We start from the raw sequence: 15,386 nt of genomic DNA on the forward strand, positions 1-15,386 counted from the left end.
GGCAGCGATGCGGAAGGGTCAGGCCGACTGAAGCATGGGCGGCCGGACGACCAGGCGGACGAGATCGTCCCGCGACTGCTTTTCGGCGAACTTGACCGCGAAACCATGGTCGAACTTGCGGATCACGCGACCGACGCAGGCGCCGACCGCAAGCGGGGTTCCGACCGGCGGATCGTATTCGCAGGAGATCGCAACGCCGGCCGTGGAGACGTCGATGATGAAGCACGGGTGGGTGCTGCCGTCGGCGAGCGTCAGGAATGTGTGCGAGACCTGCGGTACGAAGCGCGCGTCATGCCGCAATTCCTGGACGCTAGCGTCCTTCTGCTTCTTCTCGAGCCAGGTCAGCTTTTCCGACATCCAGGCGCGCCGCGCCCGCGTCATGTCCAGCTCCATCAGGAAGCCCGATTTCAGCGTCGCGCTGATCGTGCATTGGAATTCGCCGAAATCCTGGAAGTAAGAGGTGAGGCGCTCGCCGACCGTGCCGACGACGGGCACGTCCACGATCATGCGGAAGGGCGAGACGCGCTTGGTGCGGCAGGCGAAGTTGCGGAGCTTGCCCTCACAATCGTACCAGCGCGGCAGCGAGTAGCTGCCGCTCACGGTTACCTCCACTGCACGCTGCCTGAGGAACTCTGCAACAGACATGAACGCCAATCGGAGGTTTCGGGTGATTCCGTAATTCCACGGTAGCGGTGAAACTCTAAGCAAATGATACCGTCGCCGATGAGCAGGGGTAAATTTCCGGTAAATGTGCGGACGAGGTGTGACGAAACAACCCGTGGCGCGGGGTCACAACGTCGTCATCGCGAGCCGGACCGCTGCTTTCAGGCCGCCCCGAGCAGCACCAGCAGCGCCAGGACGCCGACGACGATGGCGAACTTGACCGTCGTCCAGATCAGGCCGTCCGGGCTGATCGTCAATCCGAACCACGGTCTTGTGCGCCGGAGCGCCAAGGCTGCAAGTGCATCGAAAATGCCGAGCGCGACGGCGATGCCGCCGATGGCCGACCATGACAAGATCGGGGGCATCCATGGCGAGCCAGGCAGGGACGGCGTCTCTGATCGACACGAGCAGCGCGATCCAGCCGAACCAGAACACGGAGCTCTTGATGATATCGGGTCCGATCGTATCGGGCTCGAACCTGATGCCGATTGCGCCGAGCGCGCTTTCGATGCGAGGGCCGTCGGCCAAGAAAACAAACGCGCCGACATAGAGGGGAACGCGGGACTGGAAGAGCAGCGCGATGATGGCGAACAGGACAGCGTAGCCGAAGGCGTCACCGAGAATGGCCATGACGGCAGCGCGTGACGACTGGGCCGGCGGCTGTGCCGCGATGGCTTGGGGCTGCGTTCTGGTGCGCGCCATATGCTCCAGCATCCTCGCACGCCGGTCCGGCGCGTAGGGCGCCGCCGGGCGCATCCATGGCGGTAGCGTCGGCAAGGCAACGCCGGACTGCTCTTCCGAAATGGTCTCGCGCTGCTCCATCGACCTGCACCGGTTCCGATCGAGCATTGGTCGGCGCCCGGGGGCGGGGAGGTTCATGCGGCCCAGCGAAATCGGCCGGTCCTGACCTCAACATTTCGAGGCGTTGCTAGTTTGCATCCGATTGTGTCGCAGGGCGAATGCCGCTACGTCACGTCCAATGACGCCCTCCGAGAATTACCGGCCGGACATCGATGGACTCCGGGCCGTCTCGATCCTGCTGGTGGTCTTGTATCACGCGCACCCCTGGATGCTTCCCGGCGGGTTCGTCGGCGTCGACGTCTTCTTCGTCATCTCCGGCTTCCTGATCACCCGCATCCTGCTGAGCCCTGGCGGGATGCCGATCTCGACATTCTATGCCCGCCGGATCAGGCGCATCTTTCCGGCCCTGATCGTGGTCTTGCTGGTCACCGCTGCGATCGGCTGGGTCATCCTGCTGCCGCCGCAGTTTCGCCTGCTGGGCGAGAACGTCGTCGCCAGCGTGCTGTTCGCCTCCAACCTGTTCCAGCTCGGGCAGCTCGGCTATTTCGCGCCGCTGGCCGCGGAAAATCCGCTGCTGCATCTCTGGTCGCTGGGCGTCGAGGAGCAGTTCTACATTTTCTGGCCGTTGGCGCTCGGCCTCATGACGCGCTCGCCCCGCCGCCGGCTGTACATTCTCGGCGCGATCGTGCTGTCGCTCGCCGCCAGTGCGGTGCTGGTGGTGAGGTACCCGGACTGGGCCTTCTATGCGCCGGTGCCGCGGGCCTGGGAGCTGTTGATCGGCGGGCTGCTGGCGGAGGCCAATCTGGTCAGGAAGAGCGGCGGCCATCTGCTCGGCGGAATCGGCCTTGGCGCCATCGCAGCGTCCGCGCTGCTGTTCGATCGCGCGATGCCTTTTCCGGGGTTGCTGGCTCTCCTACCGGTCGTCGGCGCCGCGCTCGTGATCGTATCGCCGAACGCCGTGACGAACCGTCTGCTGCTGTCGAGCCGGCCCGCCGTGCTGCTCGGTCTGATCAGCTATCCGCTCTATCTCTGGCACTGGCCGCTCCTGACCTATCTCGGGATCATCAGGCACGGGGTGCCGAATTTCCTCGAGATCTGGGGCGCGATCCTCACTGCAACCGTGCTGTCGATCCTGACCTTCCGCTTCATCGAATTGCCGATGCGCAATCGTGGCAATTTGGTGCAGTCCCTGTCGATTGCGCTCTGCTCGGTCGGCGTGATCGGCGCGGCCATCGTCCTCTCGGCGGGCGTCCCGTGGCGCTTCCCGCAAGAGCTGCAGGCGGTCGCGAGCGTGAGCACGGACGACAATCCCGCCTTCCGGGATCGCTGCTTTCTCGAAGCGCCCGGCAGCGGTTTCGACGCGGGCTGCATCGGGCCCGGCGACGGGCCACTGCTGGTGCTGTGGGGCGATTCGAATTCGGCAGCGCTCTATCCGGCGCTCGCGCAAGCCGCAGAACACGCCTCGTTCCGTGTCGGCCGCTTCACCGCGCCCGGCTGTGCGCCGATTCTCGATGCCGGGCCGAACGCCGGCTGCACCGCCAGCAACGGCAAGGCCTTTGGCCTGATCGCAGCGGCCCGGCCCGATATCGTCGTGCTGCATGCGATGTGGGGCTTCGACAACGACCTGAAGAAACTCGGCGGCACCGTCACCGCGCTGCGAAACGCCGGCGTCTTGCGCGTGGTGATCGTCGGGCCGCCGCCGGTCTGGAAGCGCACGCTGCCGCACGCGATCATCAACCACTACCGCTTCTCGCATGAACTCCCGGACCGACTCGGCTCCGGCGTCTCCGGTCCCGCAGAGGACGAGCTGATGGCCGGCTTCGCTAGATCGGCCGGGATCGGCTACGTCTCGCTGCGCAAGGTTCTCTGCGACATCAGGCAAGAATGTTTGGTGCGTACGCCGGAGCGGGAGGTGATTGCCACCGATACGATCCACCTGTCGCAAGGTGGCGCAAGGCTGGTGCTCGGGGTCATCGGCGGGGAACTGTTTCGAACGGCTGGCGCTCCCTAGCGGAATCGAACCGCTCTCTCCACCGTGAAAGGGTGGCGTCCTAACCGATAGACGAAGGGAGCAAACGCAGGGCCAAACCGCTCTCCGCGGCACGGCCGCTGGCCGGCCGAACAGGGCCCGGCGGCTTGCAGCGGGCGAACGTATAGTGGCCTTTGCGCTTCCCGGCAAGCCGTTCGGGAACGGTCTTTTGGCTCCGGTGGATAGCGCCGGCCCCGGGGACGATCGGGCGGCGAATTCAACGGTTTGTTAGGGTTCCCTGAGTAGCGCTGGGGGAGGAGATTTTCCAATGCCACCGCCAAAGAAGCGCGCAGCGCGCAAGCTGCTGTCGCAGCACGCCTGGATCACGCTCGACGGCGGATTCGCGGCGCGGCATTGCCTGGTCCAGGACATCTCGGATTCGGGCGCCAAGATCACCATGGACGAGGATGCGAGCCAGCTTCCCGGCGTGATCCGCCTGGCCTTCGCCCGCGATGCGCGCACCGGGCGGAGCTGCCAGGTGGTCTGGCGCCGCGGCAAGTCCGCCGGCATCAAGTTCCTCTGACGTCGCGCCGCAGCGGCGCGGATGGCGCGTGAGGCGCGTCCGGGTTACAAGGCGGCGATGCGTATGCCGCTCCTGATCCTGCTCTCGATACTAACGACGTCCGCGACCGCGGCCGAGAGCCTGCGGCTGCCGCCGGCCGAACGGCCGCAGACAGGCAAGGAGATCGGAAAGGCGCTGCCGCTGAAGGGGACGGTCGGCAAGGCCGGGGCAGGGTCCTGTGCCTCCTATGGCGCACGCTTCGTCATGGTCGAGGGCACCGGGACCTGCGTGAAGGTCGGCGGCTCGATCAGCATCGACACCGCCATCCGGCGTTGAGGGATCATGACGCAGGACCTCTTGCGGCTCGACATCCTCGTTCCCGTGCTGATGTACTGCGCGCTGCTGTGGTGGATTGGCCGCAGCCTGAGCTGGCCTGCCCGGCTCGCCACGGCCGCGGTGACGCTGGTGCTGATCATGGTGGTGCTGCTGGTCGAGCGCGGCTGGCGCTAGGCGGGAGGCGGATCCGCAGGGCCGAGCTTCGTGCAAGCGGATTTCCGAAAAGATCCTGCCAACCAGAACAAGACCGCGAAAACAACCCCATGCACAGTAGCCAAGTCACGGCAAATGCTGAGGATTTACCTGCTTAGGATTCGGCGAAGCAAAACTTGAGGCGTCGGGCAAAACAGGGGTATGATGGCATCGTCGAAAGAGGCCGCCGAGTGGTCCCCCTGATGGCCGGTCACGACATCGGCGGTGCGACGAACTCTGCAAATCCTGGCCGTTTGCCGAGCTCGGCGAGCCAGCGCGTGAGGTGCGGCTGCGCCGGCCGGCTGATGCCTTCGACGCCGAGCCAGCGCCGCGCATAGGAGCCGATCGCGATGTCGGCAAGCGTGAACGCATCGCCATCGATGAAGCGGCGCGAGGAGAGCAGGCGGTCGGCGATGGCCCAGACCTCGGCGGCGGCATCGGCATCGCGCTGCACCTGAAGCATGTCGCGCTCGGCGGGCGCGGTGCGCACGATGCCCCAGAACACCGGACGATCGACCGGCTGCACCGCCGACAGCGTCCAGTCGAGCCAGCGGTCGACGCTGGCGCGCTGCTTCGGCGTCTCCGGATAGATCGGCGTGCCGCTTCCATGCGCGAGGCAGAGATAGCGCATGATCGAGTTGGACTCCCACAGCACGAAGTCGCCCTCGACCAGCGTCGGGATCCGCGCATTGGGATTCATCGCGAGATACTCGGCCTCGCGGGTCTTGCCGTATTGCATGCCGGCATCGATGCGCTCGTAAGCGAGCCCGAGCTCGGTGAGGCACCACAGCACCTTCTGCACGTTGACCGAATTGGCGCGGCCCCAGATCGTCAGCTTGGTGTCAGGCATGAAGCGTCTCCCGCGTATCGCTGGCCGCGCGTGATAGCGGAATTTCGCGAAATCAGCGACGGCGCTTGCGCCGAGGCTCTCATGCAAAAAAGCACTCAAGCAAAAAGCTCCGCCCGGGGCGGAGCTTTCATTTGCAAATCCAACACGACGCTCAGCGGCCGAAGAACAGCCACAACAGAATGATCACGGGGATCGGCACGCCAAGCATCCACAGCAACAGCCCTCTCGCCATCGCATCCTCCTCCAATCGGTTTCGTGAAAGGAGAACGTCGGGCGAGGGGCCTTGTTCCTGACGCGAGCCTTACCAATGGCCGGTGTTGGGCATCGAGGCCCACGGCTCCTGCGGCGGCTTCGGATCGCCCTTCTGCAACAGCTCGATCGAGTGCAGATCGGGCGAGCGCACGAAAGCCATGTTGCCGTCGCGCGGCGGCCGGTTGATGGTGACGCCGGCCTTTTGCAGCTTCTCGCAGGTGGCGTAGATGTCGTCGACCTCATAGGCGAGATGGCCGAAGAAGCGGTCCTCGCCATACGTCTCCTCGTCCCAATTCCAGGTCAGCTCGACCAGCGGCGCGCCGCGCGTCTGCGGCTGCTTCTTCAGCGCCTCGAGATCGTCCGCCGAGCACAGGAACACCAGCGTGAAGCGCCCCTTGTCGTTCTCGATCCGCCGCACCTCCTTCAACCCCAGCGCATCCTGGTAAAACTTCAGCGCGACATCGAGATTGCGCACGCGCAGCATGGTGTGGAGGTATCGCATGGTTGTTGCTCCCTGGGGGTGGAGGGTTTTTGGGGCGGCGGGGCCGGCGGGAGGGAGAGATAGCAGGAAATGGGAAGGAGGGGCAGGGGGCCGAGGCAAACGTTGCGTGAAGGGGATGCCGGTCCGGCTCGGACTGCATCACGTTCGAAGCAGTATCGCCATCTCCCTCCAATGATAGATCCGCACCCTCTCCGTTTGATGCCGCGCGGCTTTGGCGATGGCGTGCGCGATGTCGTTCCCGGCGAGCCCGCGATAGCGATCGGCCGGGCCAACGAGCAGCGGATTGAGTACGCCCCATATCGCGATGATGAGGCGTTCACGCGGCCGGTCCTCGTCGCGCTCGCCGAGGATCATCGACGGGCGGAAAATATGCGTGTGCTCGAAATCGAGCGAGAGAATGTCCCGCTCCACCTCGCCCTTGGTCCTGAGATAGAACACGCCAGACCCGGCATTGGCGCCAACGGCCGTGACCAGAAACACCGACCGCGCGCCGTTCGCCCTGGCGATCTCGGCTGCCAACAGCGGATAATCATGATCGATCTTGTAGTACTCGGCCTCGTCGGGTGTGTGCTTGCGCGTCGTTCCGAGCGCGATGAAGATCTCGTCCGCGACCAATTGCGGCTTGAGTGCAGGCAGGGACGCGAGATCGCCGATCAGCACCGTGAGCTTCGGATGGCTCGCCGCCAGCGGCTTGCGGGCCACTGCCACAACCCGTGAATAGTCGGGACTGTCCAAGAGGTCGCGCAGCAAATGCGAGCCGATGAAGCCGGTTGCGCCAAAGACAAGTGCAGTTTTCATTCAAGCCACCGGTTTGCGAGGCGAGCTTGATGAGGAGATGAGCCACGGCCTCCATGAAAAGGAGGCTAAGTTTTCCATCCGCCATCCCACCGTCTCGCGTTTTGGGTGGAGGGCTGAGCGGCAACTTACAGAAGCTGAATGATATCGGACACCCGGCTAGCGAACCGTGCCACAACCGCCGAACCAAATCGCTACTGCAAGACCTTCGGCAGCACGACCACCACTTCGATGTCCTGCTTCAAGATGCGGCCGGCAATGTCTCCGATGAGCAGGGCGAAGTCCTCCTCGATCGCGGCGGCGGCGGCTTCGTCTTTGGCGTAGACGTACAGCAGCGGCCCTTCGACCTCGGCAAAATGAATCCCGGTGAAGACGCGGTCAAACTCGGTCGCGCCAAGGACCGCCGCGATGCGGGCCTGGATCGCAAAGTCCTGAATGTCGGATAATTCCATGCGAGACAGATAGAGACGATGTGCTTGAAAACAAGATGCAAACCCGGGCGTCCCGTGCAGCAAGCAGGTGCGATGGATCTAGCGCCGCCGCCGTATTGTTTGCGACCTTACCGAGCCGAAGCGTGCGTCGGCATCGTCACTATCGTCAGAACGCGAACCACGCCAGCACCGCGATGATCGGGAGGATGGCTAAGCCGAAAAGCACCAGGGGTGCGGGTTCGTTGCCTGTGCGGTCACTCATGATGGCCTCCTAAAGGAGAGCCCCGCAGCGGCGACGCCACGGGGCTGTCGGTGTCGGCATACAGGGGAGAACGCCGGCACCGCTTGGTGAATTCCGTTTGGGCGGACTCGTTCCTCCACGTCAGGGTGGTCGAGACATGACGGTGAGGTTGTCGCCCCGGTCTAAATCGCGCTGCTTCGCGTGGAATACCTTCACCAGCAAGCCGCAGGCGACCTGGGTCAGCCGAGCACGCTGACCTCGAGTGTCGCGACATCAATTACGAAAGGTTGTCGCGCGCGAACTTGTTCAGGGACTGAGCAAAGGAACGTGTCGTTCCTGATCGCGTTCTGCTTTACGGAGTGAGTGGCGTACCAGGTATGCGGATCGCGCGTGAGAAGCCGTCGAACAAGCACCGGTCATTCTCGCAACTTACGTCGAGCCAGGATCGCGCGATTGCAACGAGACGATCAACAATCTGCTGAATGTTCTCGATGACGGAGAGCTCGTCGAGGCCATGGAGAGGGAAGATGCGCAAGGCGCTGGCAGAACTGAGTGAGGACGAACGTCACGCGTTGCTGTACCTGGCCGATCTCGGCACCGCGGCATGTCTCTCCGGCCTGATCGTCAGCATTATGAAGTTCGTCGGCGACCTGTTTTGATGAAGCCGGATTGCCTCCTGCTTCGGCGTCGGCTTCGTATGCGAAAATCATCTGGTCGCGCCTGGAGCGAAAAGCTGGACTGTCAGTGCGGGCAGGGGCGCCATGCGCTTTCAGGCGCGCGGATCAAACGGTGAAGACATTAAAGAGCACGCTGTGGCCATCCTTCGAGACGCCCGCCGTCGGCGGGCTCTCAGGATGAGGACGAGTGCGCGGGGGCAGCATCAACGGGCGCTAATGCCCATTAGCCTCATCCTGAGGAGCCCGCTGAAAGCGGGCGTCTCGAAGGATGAGGCGCGCGCTCAAGCTGCCGCCTAGATCACGTGCAAGCGTTCGCTGTTCGGAAGGCCGAACCTCACATCGGCTCCGCCTCGTCGTCTACGTTCTTCAACTGCGCTCGGTATTCCTCCGCAGCCTTCAACAGAGCTTCTCTGATTTCGCCATCCGCCGTCTGGGCAGCGAGGGCTTCGGCGCGGTCGGCTTGGTGCTGGAGCGATGCTTTGGTCATGCACGGCCAACGCGGCCGCCGGCGCGCACGTTCCTACGCCGCCTTCTCGATACCCTTCGCGATGATCTCGACTTCGAAATAGCCCATGTCGCGGAGCTCGGCGGCCTTCTTCTCGGCCGCTTCCTTGGTGTCACGCTTCAAGATGATCTGGCCGGCTCCGTCGCGGGCGCAAATGAAATAAGGCATTTTCGATTCCTAATTTCGTTTGCATACACACGGAGCCGGGTTCCCGCAATTCTACGGCTCACTCCTCCAGCCCGGCCTTTTGCCGCATCTTGTCGATCAACTCGGACGCCTCCGCCTTGGTCAGCTCGTCCTCAGGCGGCTGCTCGTGGGCCTGCTCGGCGAGGGTCTTAAGGTCGGACTCCTGGGCGCCGGTCATCGGATCGTCGCCGGAAACCCAGTCTTTCGGGTCCTTCTGGATGTTGTCGGCCATTGCACATCTCCTATTCCGTCGTCCGCCCAACGTCGGACTCGACTCTTCGTTCCGTTTTTGTTCTCATGTGCCCATATTCAAAATCGCGAGGCGGAACATGCCGGACCTGGACTATCTCAGGCGGGAGATCGAACGGATGCGCATCCAGATGGGACAGCAGAGGAAGGAGATCCTCCAGCTCCAGCGCGCAGGTCTGGGGACGGCCTCGGCCGAAGCGCTGCTGTTGCGGATGGAGGCGAAGGTCGAAAGCCTCTGCGCGCAGCGCGACGCGCTGAAGGCGGCGCAGCCGCGCCAGACCAAGGGCAGGGTGCTCGGGGGGAGGACATGGTGAGCAGGCGCTGGTTCGACGACGAGAGAGAACTGTCGCCCTTCCTGACCGCGCTCGAGGACGTTCGCCGCAAGGCGACGCGGGAAGGTTGGTGCTATGCGCACGTCCAGGCGATCATCGTGGCGATCGACCAATATGCGGAAGCAGCGACCGGCAACCGCGAGTATTTTCTCAACAAGCCAGTCTCGATTGGTGAGACCAGGAAAGCCGCGGACGTTCGGTGAGCGCCTTGGCGCCGTGACTTGTGTCGAAGAGCGTCGCTCGTCGTGACGTTCATGATCGAGCTGCGAGGATCGTGCGTATCGCCAATCAGCTCGCTGTGTGGTGTTGGGCTCGCGAATTGACGCGCTGCGTGTTCCACGGACGGAACGTCGATCGCTTGATAGCTTGTTAACCGGCCACGCTCAGGATGCCGCTCCAAATTGGAGGGGATAGCGATGTCAGATCTGGAACAAGCGATCCGCGAACGTGCTTACCAGCTTTGGATGAACGGCGGGGCCGAGCATGGCCATGCCGAAAGGCACTGGCTCGAAGCCCAACGCGAGATCCTCGCCGCATCACTCGACGCAGTGGCGCGCGCGTCGAAGGTGTGCTCCGACAAACCGAAAGCGAAGTCTGCGGGTTCTCGGAAGAAGCGCCGCGCTGCCTGACATGCGCGGCGCTTGCTCTACGAAACCGAGTGGACCGAAGCGCGAGATGATCTGATCCGACCGGAAGATGCAGCCTTCCGGGCGGAAGCACCTCGGGTCTTGCCGGGCTTCGCATGAAGCTCGGCCAGGATTCCGTTCTGCTCATCGAATTGCTTCAGCCAGGCTTTAATGTAGGCGGGATCGTCGGGACAAAGCTGCTCAAGCAAACGAAGGTTCTGCGCTCTGAATTGCACTAGGGTTTTCGGCATCATTTTTCCTCAAAACCCTGCCCGCCGGAAAAGTGCGTGGAAGGCATCGTCGGGTCAACGGCAAAGAGGGGCTTGAAATTGCAGGTGAGCTGATGCAGCGCGCAAGAGCGAAAACCCCGCCGGGGAAAGCGGGGTTCTCCGTGGGAGTGAAGCTTAGGGACGCTTCAACTGTAAGACGTTCGAGCCAACGTATGGTGATCGGCTTCACGGTGTACATGCTGGGCCACTGAAGGCTGCGCGCCCTACAGCCACAGCTCGCGCAAAGTGCCGGCGATCCGATCCGGCCCTCGGCAGCGGGCCTGCGATTACAAATCCGTAAGTCGGTTGAAAAACAGCACCTTGGAATTATCTCTGCGTCAGGCGGCAGCGTAACAAGCCGCCCCTCAACTGACACCCAGCCGCCGCGCTCAGTAAAGGCGAAGCTGGGTCCTTTGAATTTCCCGCGTCTGGCCCCGCCTCAATGGCCTCAGAGGCAAACGCCCATGGCTGCGCGCACATACAACCACGAACGCTGGTCGGAAGACGACGATCGCCTGCTTCGGTCCATGTGTGAAACCGGCAAGAGCCTCACCTTGATGATCGTGAAGCTCAAGCGTCCGATCGCCTCGATCAGATCGCGTGCGATCGAACTCGGCCTCAATCTGCCCGGCACGCGCATCGGTCTGCGACGGAAGAGCCGCGCTGGCTAGACCGGCTCGCCGGTCGTCGCCCCGCGGCTTCGGCGATCAGGCGGCAATCCGTTGCTCGACCGGCGCCGTCAGATATTTCAGCACTTCGGCATGCTCGAGGTCGGGAACTGCGATCGCCGTGTGGCTGTACATCGCGTGGCTGCGCGAGCTTGCGATCCTGTCCAGGATCTCCTTGCCCTTGACGACGTGCAGGCCCATGCCGTCGCCGGACGGGAAGATCGCAAGCACCACGTCATAGGCCGCGATGACGGCGCGCAGCGCCTCGGCCTTGTCTTCGGCGACATCGACGAAAATGCGCACATCTGCCGCGAGTTCGCGAAGCTCGTTAAAATCCAGCATTTCGGGGATACTCCAACGCAACCATACTGATGCGAGATTGGCGGCGTTAGGTTACCGAAGTCTCAACAAGGCGTGCCCGGCCACAAGTTTCACGACGAGGTGACCGGCTGGGCTCGCTAGCGCTTGGCGTCGGTCTTGCGAAGCCGGGCCTCCGCCGACGCGTCGACGAGGTTCAAGGCGGTGCCGTCATAGCTCAGCTTGAATCCGCGGCCGACGATCCATGTCCATCCGTCCTGATCCTTGACGGCCTCGGCGTTGAACTGGTCGGAGATCGATTTGACGGCGGCCTCCTGTGGGCCCGGATTGTTCAGCTCCGCGTGGACGCGCCAGATCGGACGCCTGGCGTCCGCATCGTCGCTGTAGACGGTGACCTTGGCGCCGTTGATCTCGCATTCGAGGGTTTGCGAGCCGCGGCCCTGACGGCAGAGATAGTGACGCTGAGTGACGAGCTTGGTCGTTTCGTCGGATGTCATTCCGGGCGAGAAGCCGAACATGTCCGACTTCTTCACGCCGGCGAGGGAGGCGGGCTTCAGGAAGCTCGGCTGGATCGCGACGATGGCTGCGACAGCAACAACGACCAAGCCGGCGAGAACGATAGCGACCTTCATGAGCCCCCCACGAGAAAACTGCTCGACCATATAGCAGCCGGCAGACTGCCGGGCACCGAAAAGCGAAAACCCCGCCTGGGGGAAGCGGGGTTCTCTGGTGGGGTGAAGCTTGGGGACTTCATGAATGAGACGCGCCAGCCGGAAAATGGTTCAAAAAGAATCCACACGAGCTGCCGCATCGTTCACAGGTAGTCTGGAACCCCAGAGAACCGCTGCTTGCGTTTTGGGCCTCGATGGGCTCTAAGCCCGGTCACTTCATGACCTCTGGCATGAATCCAAAGCGCGCCTCCGCGGGTCTTCCCCCGCGTCCCACAGAGTTTACGTGCGCATCCCTTCAAAGGAATTCAGAACATGGCGAAGATGACGAAGACCCAATTGATCGATGCAATTGCCGAAGGCACGCAGCTGTCGAAGAACGACGTGAAGTCGGTGATCGAGTATATGGCCACGGTCGGCTACAAGGAGCTCAACGAGTCCGGCGAGTTCGTCATTCCCGGCTTCGTGAAGATGTCGGTCGTGAATAAGCCGGCGACCGAAGCCCGGATGGGCATCAATCCCTTCACCAAGGAGCCGATGCAGTTCGCCGCCAAGCCCGCCAGCAAGTCGGTCAAGGCCTCGCCGCTGAAGGTGGCCAAGGACGCGGTCTAAGGATTGTTTGAGCATGATCTTTTCCGAAAACCGCGCACACTTTTCGGGATCCATGCTCCAAAGAAAAACCCCGCGCTTGCGCACGGGGCTCTCTTGGCCGGCGGCGTTGGGATTTCAGCGCCTGGCCGCCAGCCGTGCACCAAACTTAAGGTTGAAAATCCAAAAAGCAACAGCGCCGCGATGACGGAATATGTTCGTCAGGCGGCGCTGCCGTATGACTGGGCGCTGAAATCCCCAGCTTCCATGGGTCCCCCGCAGCAGGGAAAAGGTTCAACGCGTCGTGCCCGGGTTTTTCACGGAGAGGTCTGGACTTTTTGTTCTCATTTTGTTCTAGTCGGGCATCTTCTTCTGGGAGGTGATTCATGACCGTCGAGAAACAGCGCGAAGTGATCAGGCTCTGGAACGAGCTCAGGAAGCTCGAAGGTCCGGCCGCAGAAGAGCTCCGCATCCAGATCCTGGAATGCTTTTCGGAGAAGGGCAAAGCGAAGCGGGCGGCGTGATCCGGACAGGCCGAAGCGCGTTGCCGATATCTTTGGAACGAACGCGTGACGTCGGCGTTCGCGCAGCATGACCTGCCCGCAATGCGCCAAGCCGATGACGGCGATCTCGCCCAACAGCTTTCGCTGCGAGCCGTGCCGCGAGATCGTCATCGTGTTCGCCGTCGTCTCGAAGTTCTTGCCGCCGAAGATTGTGCCGTCAACGAGTCATGTGCGGAGCACGTGATGGCACATGCTTTCATCGATCGTTAGGATTCGCGTCTCACCGATTCTTTCGACTCCGATTCGTTCTTTGCGAACGGAATGGAGTCGGATGCAGAACAAGCCGTGGCTTCTGTATCGATGCGGGACATCGCGTCTCGGTCAGCTTTCGCCAGAGGCCCGCGTGCTTGCCGGTCGCGTTGCGACGGGCGTCGCGTGATCGGACGTTCGCCGTGCGCGCGCATACCGCTTGTTAAGAGTCGCTCCGCGCCGGCTTCTTCGATTCCGATTCGTGCTTCGCGAACGAAAAGGAGTCGAAGCTGGAACAAAACGGAGGAGGGCGCGAACTGCCGTGCGATGTCGGACGCCGGGCACGATGCGAGAGCCGACTGCGCAGGTCCTAACGAAAGCTTGTGCGAAAGCCGATAACCCTATTCGGTTAGGTTAAAAGCCCAATGGCGTTGCGCTTGCCGCTGCTTGGGATAGGTGTTGGGCAAGGACAATCAAAAAACGACCTTTGCCAAGAAGCCATTTGCCATGACGCCGTTTTCAGAGCCGTCCTTTCATCAAGGCGATCGCGCCACTTATCGGCGCGTCGCTGTCGTCGGCACGCTCTTTTGTCTCGCTTTCGTGCTGATCAGCTTCTCGCTGCGGCCGCAGGTCGAGGACGCGCGTGTGGCGGTCAAGGCCGACCGCCTGGTACGCACCGCTGGGCAGCCGCCGCGGGCCAACTAGAGAACGCTAGCTTCTCCCGCCGCAGGTCCGGTCGTCAGCAGACGCGTTCGTGAACGTGCCGCCGCGCGAAGCGAGGGCGACGAAGCCGGCATAGCCGGACAGATTGAGCAGGACTTCGAGCCACGCAGGCATATCGGGTCTCTCCTTCCTGAAGCCGATCTCAACGTGTGCGCGAACTCGTTGTTCCGTGCTTACACAAGAAGCGTTCAAAGCGGCGACGAGGGATCGAGCTTGCGGCCCAAGGCCGCGACGGATTCGCTCGACGGCTGTTCCCTCAGGAACTCGGCAATGGCTTGGGCCAATTCGCGGTCGCTCATCGGCGTCGGCGGCGGGCGCAGCGTGCCGACTCCGAAGTTGCGGACGATTTCCTCGTAGTGCTGGTCGTCGGATTTTGGCACGAGCCGGCGGATACGGGCCAGCAAAGCGGATATAGGCAATCTCTCCTCCTCGTTCGTCCGCCCCGCTGGCAGCCGGACGCGTCTGCTGCCATTTTCTTCCGTGAAATTAAAAACCCCGCCAGCATCGCGGAGGATGCTGACGGGGTCTTCGTGCTGTCGCCTCAACCCGGATGGCGGAGGCTTCCGCACTTCCAGTGTCAATCCGCCCGCAGCGCCTTCGTTCCCGCGGGTTCACTGTTTTTTTGGCGGCTTCGGGTTCCGCGCTGCGCGCAACCATCGCAGCCGCCCGTCGTTATCTCGGCGAGACGCGCGAAGGAGGAAAAATGATGAAGAAGACACTGGCAGTTCTGGCCACCGTCGCAGCCGTCGGCGTGACCGCGGTCGCGGCGCCTGCGCCTGCCGAGGCGCGCGGTCGCGGCATCGGCCCGGGCCTTGCATTCGGTCTGGCCGCCGGCGCGATCACCGCGGGCGCGGTCGCCGCATCGCAGCCGTACGGCTATTATGGCCCGAGATACGGTTACTACGGCGGCCCGCGCTACTATTACGAGCCGGGCCCCTACGCCTATTACGGTGGCGGACCGTACTACCGGCACCATCATTGGCGCCACTGGTAGCGACCGAGAAACGAAAAGCCCGGAGCGATGCTCCGGGCTTTTTTCGTGCGCGTGACATTCGCGACTACGGCCAGAGCGAAGGACGTTCGACCTTGCGGGCATTCTCCAGCGTCGACACGAAATATTCCTCGCGCTCGCGCTTGAATTTTTCCTGGGTGGCACGGAAGGCGGCGACACGGGCGGTGATCTCTTCGCGTTCGCGCTCTTTGCGTTGTTCGTCTTCGGTCATGTCAAATC

28 protein-coding genes and 1 tRNA gene are annotated in these 15,386 nt (G+C 62.9%); 14 read left to right on the forward strand and 15 right to left on the reverse strand.

Annotated features, from left to right (window positions below):
- Positions 1-18: 18 nt before the first annotated feature.
- Together LPJ38_RS23890 and LPJ38_RS23895 are read right to left on the reverse strand one after the other, a co-directional pair.
- Positions 19-645: a PilZ domain-containing protein gene (locus tag LPJ38_RS23890; protein ID WP_145633359.1), complete on the reverse strand. Its 627-nt coding sequence runs from the start codon at positions 643-645 to the stop codon at positions 19-21.
- Between the two features lie 144 nt (positions 646-789).
- Complete coding sequence (locus LPJ38_RS23895) at positions 790-1,485, reverse strand: hypothetical protein (protein WP_231088386.1); 696 nt, start codon at positions 1,483-1,485, stop codon at positions 790-792.
- A gap of 157 nt (positions 1,486-1,642) precedes the next feature.
- Here LPJ38_RS23895 and LPJ38_RS23900 point away from each other — a divergent pair, with 157 nt between their 5' ends.
- Complete coding sequence (locus LPJ38_RS23900; RefSeq protein ID WP_145633362.1) at positions 1,643-3,475, forward strand: acyltransferase family protein; 1,833 nt, start codon at positions 1,643-1,645, stop codon at positions 3,473-3,475.
- Here LPJ38_RS23900 and LPJ38_RS23905 read toward each other — a convergent pair.
- Positions 3,463-3,537 (reverse strand) — tRNA-Glu (locus tag LPJ38_RS23905). The genes LPJ38_RS23900 and LPJ38_RS23905 overlap by 13 nt on opposite strands.
- Positions 3,538-3,761: 224 nt before the next feature.
- On the opposite strand from LPJ38_RS23905, the gene LPJ38_RS23910 reads away from it, so the two are divergent.
- From LPJ38_RS23910 to LPJ38_RS23920, 3 genes are read left to right on the forward strand one after another with little or no spacing between them, the layout of a single operon-like run.
- Positions 3,762-4,016 carry a PilZ domain-containing protein gene (locus tag LPJ38_RS23910; RefSeq protein WP_008558833.1) on the forward strand — a complete coding sequence of 85 codons (255 nt, stop codon included), beginning with the start codon at positions 3,762-3,764 and terminating at the stop codon, positions 4,014-4,016.
- Positions 4,017-4,073: 57 nt separating this feature from the next.
- Entirely contained in the window at positions 4,074-4,331 is a 258-nt protein-coding gene (locus LPJ38_RS23915) for a hypothetical protein (protein WP_145633365.1), read from the forward strand.
- A 6-nt stretch (positions 4,332-4,337) separates the two neighbouring features.
- Positions 4,338-4,505 (forward strand): hypothetical protein, encoded by a 168-nt coding sequence (locus tag LPJ38_RS23920; protein WP_008558837.1) that lies wholly within the window; start codon positions 4,338-4,340, stop codon positions 4,503-4,505.
- A 229-nt stretch (positions 4,506-4,734) separates the two neighbouring features.
- On the opposite strand, the gene LPJ38_RS23925 is transcribed toward LPJ38_RS23920, so the two are convergent.
- The 4 genes from LPJ38_RS23925 to LPJ38_RS23940 all read right to left on the reverse strand — a co-directional run bounded on the left by LPJ38_RS23925 (position 4,735) and on the right by LPJ38_RS23940 (position 7,374).
- Positions 4,735-5,373: a glutathione S-transferase family protein gene (locus tag LPJ38_RS23925; protein ID WP_145633367.1), complete on the reverse strand. Its 639-nt coding sequence runs from the start codon at positions 5,371-5,373 to the stop codon at positions 4,735-4,737.
- A 301-nt stretch (positions 5,374-5,674) separates the two neighbouring features.
- Positions 5,675-6,127: a VOC family protein gene (locus LPJ38_RS23930; protein ID WP_145633371.1), complete on the reverse strand. Its 453-nt coding sequence runs from the start codon at positions 6,125-6,127 to the stop codon at positions 5,675-5,677.
- Positions 6,128-6,265: 138 nt separating this feature from the next.
- The gene (locus LPJ38_RS23935) at positions 6,266-6,925 is read right to left on the reverse strand and encodes an oxidoreductase (protein ID WP_145633374.1); all 660 of its coding nucleotides are present in this window, start codon (positions 6,923-6,925) and stop codon (positions 6,266-6,268) included.
- A 191-nt stretch (positions 6,926-7,116) separates the two neighbouring features.
- Complete coding sequence (locus LPJ38_RS23940) at positions 7,117-7,374, reverse strand: hypothetical protein (protein ID WP_145634416.1); 258 nt, start codon at positions 7,372-7,374, stop codon at positions 7,117-7,119.
- A 747-nt stretch (positions 7,375-8,121) separates the two neighbouring features.
- Here LPJ38_RS23940 and LPJ38_RS37990 point away from each other — a divergent pair.
- Positions 8,122-8,253 carry a hypothetical protein gene (locus tag LPJ38_RS37990; protein WP_283811469.1) on the forward strand — a complete coding sequence of 44 codons (132 nt, stop codon included), beginning with the start codon at positions 8,122-8,124 and terminating at the stop codon, positions 8,251-8,253.
- A 352-nt stretch (positions 8,254-8,605) separates the two neighbouring features.
- Here the strand turns inward: LPJ38_RS37990 and LPJ38_RS23945 are convergent, their stop codons facing one another.
- The 3 genes from LPJ38_RS23945 to LPJ38_RS23955 are packed head-to-tail and all read right to left on the reverse strand — an operon-like array spanning position 8,606 to position 9,194.
- A complete protein-coding gene (locus tag LPJ38_RS23945; RefSeq protein WP_158644758.1) occupies positions 8,606-8,758 on the reverse strand; it encodes a hypothetical protein in 153 nt (50 codons plus the stop codon).
- Between the two features lie 33 nt (positions 8,759-8,791).
- The gene (locus tag LPJ38_RS23950; protein WP_158644759.1) at positions 8,792-8,944 is read right to left on the reverse strand and encodes a hypothetical protein; all 153 of its coding nucleotides are present in this window, start codon (positions 8,942-8,944) and stop codon (positions 8,792-8,794) included.
- A 58-nt stretch (positions 8,945-9,002) separates the two neighbouring features.
- Entirely contained in the window at positions 9,003-9,194 is a 192-nt protein-coding gene (locus LPJ38_RS23955) for a DUF3072 domain-containing protein (RefSeq protein ID WP_145633377.1), read from the reverse strand.
- A 97-nt stretch (positions 9,195-9,291) separates the two neighbouring features.
- Between LPJ38_RS23955 and LPJ38_RS23960 the strand changes: the two genes are divergently transcribed.
- From LPJ38_RS23960 to LPJ38_RS23975, 4 genes are all read left to right on the forward strand, one after another.
- A complete protein-coding gene (locus LPJ38_RS23960) occupies positions 9,292-9,525 on the forward strand; it encodes a hypothetical protein (RefSeq protein WP_145633380.1) in 234 nt (77 codons plus the stop codon).
- Positions 9,519-9,746: a hypothetical protein gene (locus LPJ38_RS23965; RefSeq protein WP_145633382.1), complete on the forward strand. Its 228-nt coding sequence runs from the start codon at positions 9,519-9,521 to the stop codon at positions 9,744-9,746. Before LPJ38_RS23960 ends, LPJ38_RS23965 begins: the two co-directional genes overlap by 7 nt.
- Before the next feature lie 213 nt (positions 9,747-9,959).
- A complete protein-coding gene (locus LPJ38_RS23970; protein ID WP_145633385.1) occupies positions 9,960-10,172 on the forward strand; it encodes a DUF2934 domain-containing protein in 213 nt (70 codons plus the stop codon).
- Between the two features lie 730 nt (positions 10,173-10,902).
- Positions 10,903-11,109: a hypothetical protein gene (locus LPJ38_RS23975; RefSeq protein WP_145633388.1), complete on the forward strand. Its 207-nt coding sequence runs from the start codon at positions 10,903-10,905 to the stop codon at positions 11,107-11,109.
- 36 nt (positions 11,110-11,145) lie between these two features.
- Here the strand turns inward: LPJ38_RS23975 and LPJ38_RS23980 are convergent, their stop codons facing one another.
- Positions 11,146-11,448, reverse strand: coding sequence for a hypothetical protein (locus tag LPJ38_RS23980; RefSeq protein ID WP_145633391.1), 303 nt, complete (start codon positions 11,446-11,448; stop codon positions 11,146-11,148).
- A gap of 116 nt (positions 11,449-11,564) precedes the next feature.
- Positions 11,565-12,056, reverse strand: a complete 492-nt coding sequence (locus LPJ38_RS23985) for a hypothetical protein (protein ID WP_145633395.1) — start codon at positions 12,054-12,056, stop codon at positions 11,565-11,567.
- A 351-nt stretch (positions 12,057-12,407) separates the two neighbouring features.
- Between LPJ38_RS23985 and LPJ38_RS23990 the strand changes: the two genes are divergently transcribed.
- From LPJ38_RS23990 to LPJ38_RS24005, 4 genes are all read left to right on the forward strand, one after another.
- The gene (locus tag LPJ38_RS23990; RefSeq protein WP_008558895.1) at positions 12,408-12,704 is read left to right on the forward strand and encodes an HU family DNA-binding protein; all 297 of its coding nucleotides are present in this window, start codon (positions 12,408-12,410) and stop codon (positions 12,702-12,704) included.
- Positions 12,705-13,066: 362 nt separating this feature from the next.
- Positions 13,067-13,204, forward strand: coding sequence for a hypothetical protein (locus tag LPJ38_RS23995; RefSeq protein WP_008558897.1), 138 nt, complete (start codon positions 13,067-13,069; stop codon positions 13,202-13,204).
- A gap of 45 nt (positions 13,205-13,249) precedes the next feature.
- Complete coding sequence (locus tag LPJ38_RS24000) at positions 13,250-13,453, forward strand: hypothetical protein (RefSeq protein ID WP_145633401.1); 204 nt, start codon at positions 13,250-13,252, stop codon at positions 13,451-13,453.
- Positions 13,454-13,939: 486 nt separating this feature from the next.
- Complete coding sequence (locus tag LPJ38_RS24005) at positions 13,940-14,137, forward strand: hypothetical protein (RefSeq protein ID WP_145634428.1); 198 nt, start codon at positions 13,940-13,942, stop codon at positions 14,135-14,137.
- 6 nt (positions 14,138-14,143) lie between these two features.
- Here LPJ38_RS24005 and LPJ38_RS37995 read toward each other — a convergent pair whose 3' ends face one another.
- Together LPJ38_RS37995 and LPJ38_RS24010 are read right to left on the reverse strand one after the other, a co-directional pair.
- Entirely contained in the window at positions 14,144-14,269 is a 126-nt protein-coding gene (locus LPJ38_RS37995) for a hypothetical protein (RefSeq protein ID WP_283811470.1), read from the reverse strand.
- Positions 14,270-14,343: 74 nt separating this feature from the next.
- Complete coding sequence (locus LPJ38_RS24010) at positions 14,344-14,574, reverse strand: hypothetical protein (RefSeq protein ID WP_145634447.1); 231 nt, start codon at positions 14,572-14,574, stop codon at positions 14,344-14,346.
- A 287-nt stretch (positions 14,575-14,861) separates the two neighbouring features.
- Between LPJ38_RS24010 and LPJ38_RS24015 the strand changes: the two genes are divergently transcribed.
- Positions 14,862-15,149 (forward strand): hypothetical protein, encoded by a 288-nt coding sequence (locus LPJ38_RS24015; protein WP_145634460.1) that lies wholly within the window; start codon positions 14,862-14,864, stop codon positions 15,147-15,149.
- A gap of 64 nt (positions 15,150-15,213) precedes the next feature.
- On the opposite strand, the gene LPJ38_RS24020 is transcribed toward LPJ38_RS24015, so the two are convergent.
- Entirely contained in the window at positions 15,214-15,378 is a 165-nt protein-coding gene (locus LPJ38_RS24020) for a hypothetical protein (protein WP_167520466.1), read from the reverse strand.
- Positions 15,379-15,386: the final 8 nt, after the last annotated feature.

Origin of the sequence: Bradyrhizobium daqingense (genome assembly GCF_021044685.1) — a bacterium.
Lineage (GTDB): Bacteria > Pseudomonadota > Alphaproteobacteria > Rhizobiales > Xanthobacteraceae > Bradyrhizobium > Bradyrhizobium daqingense.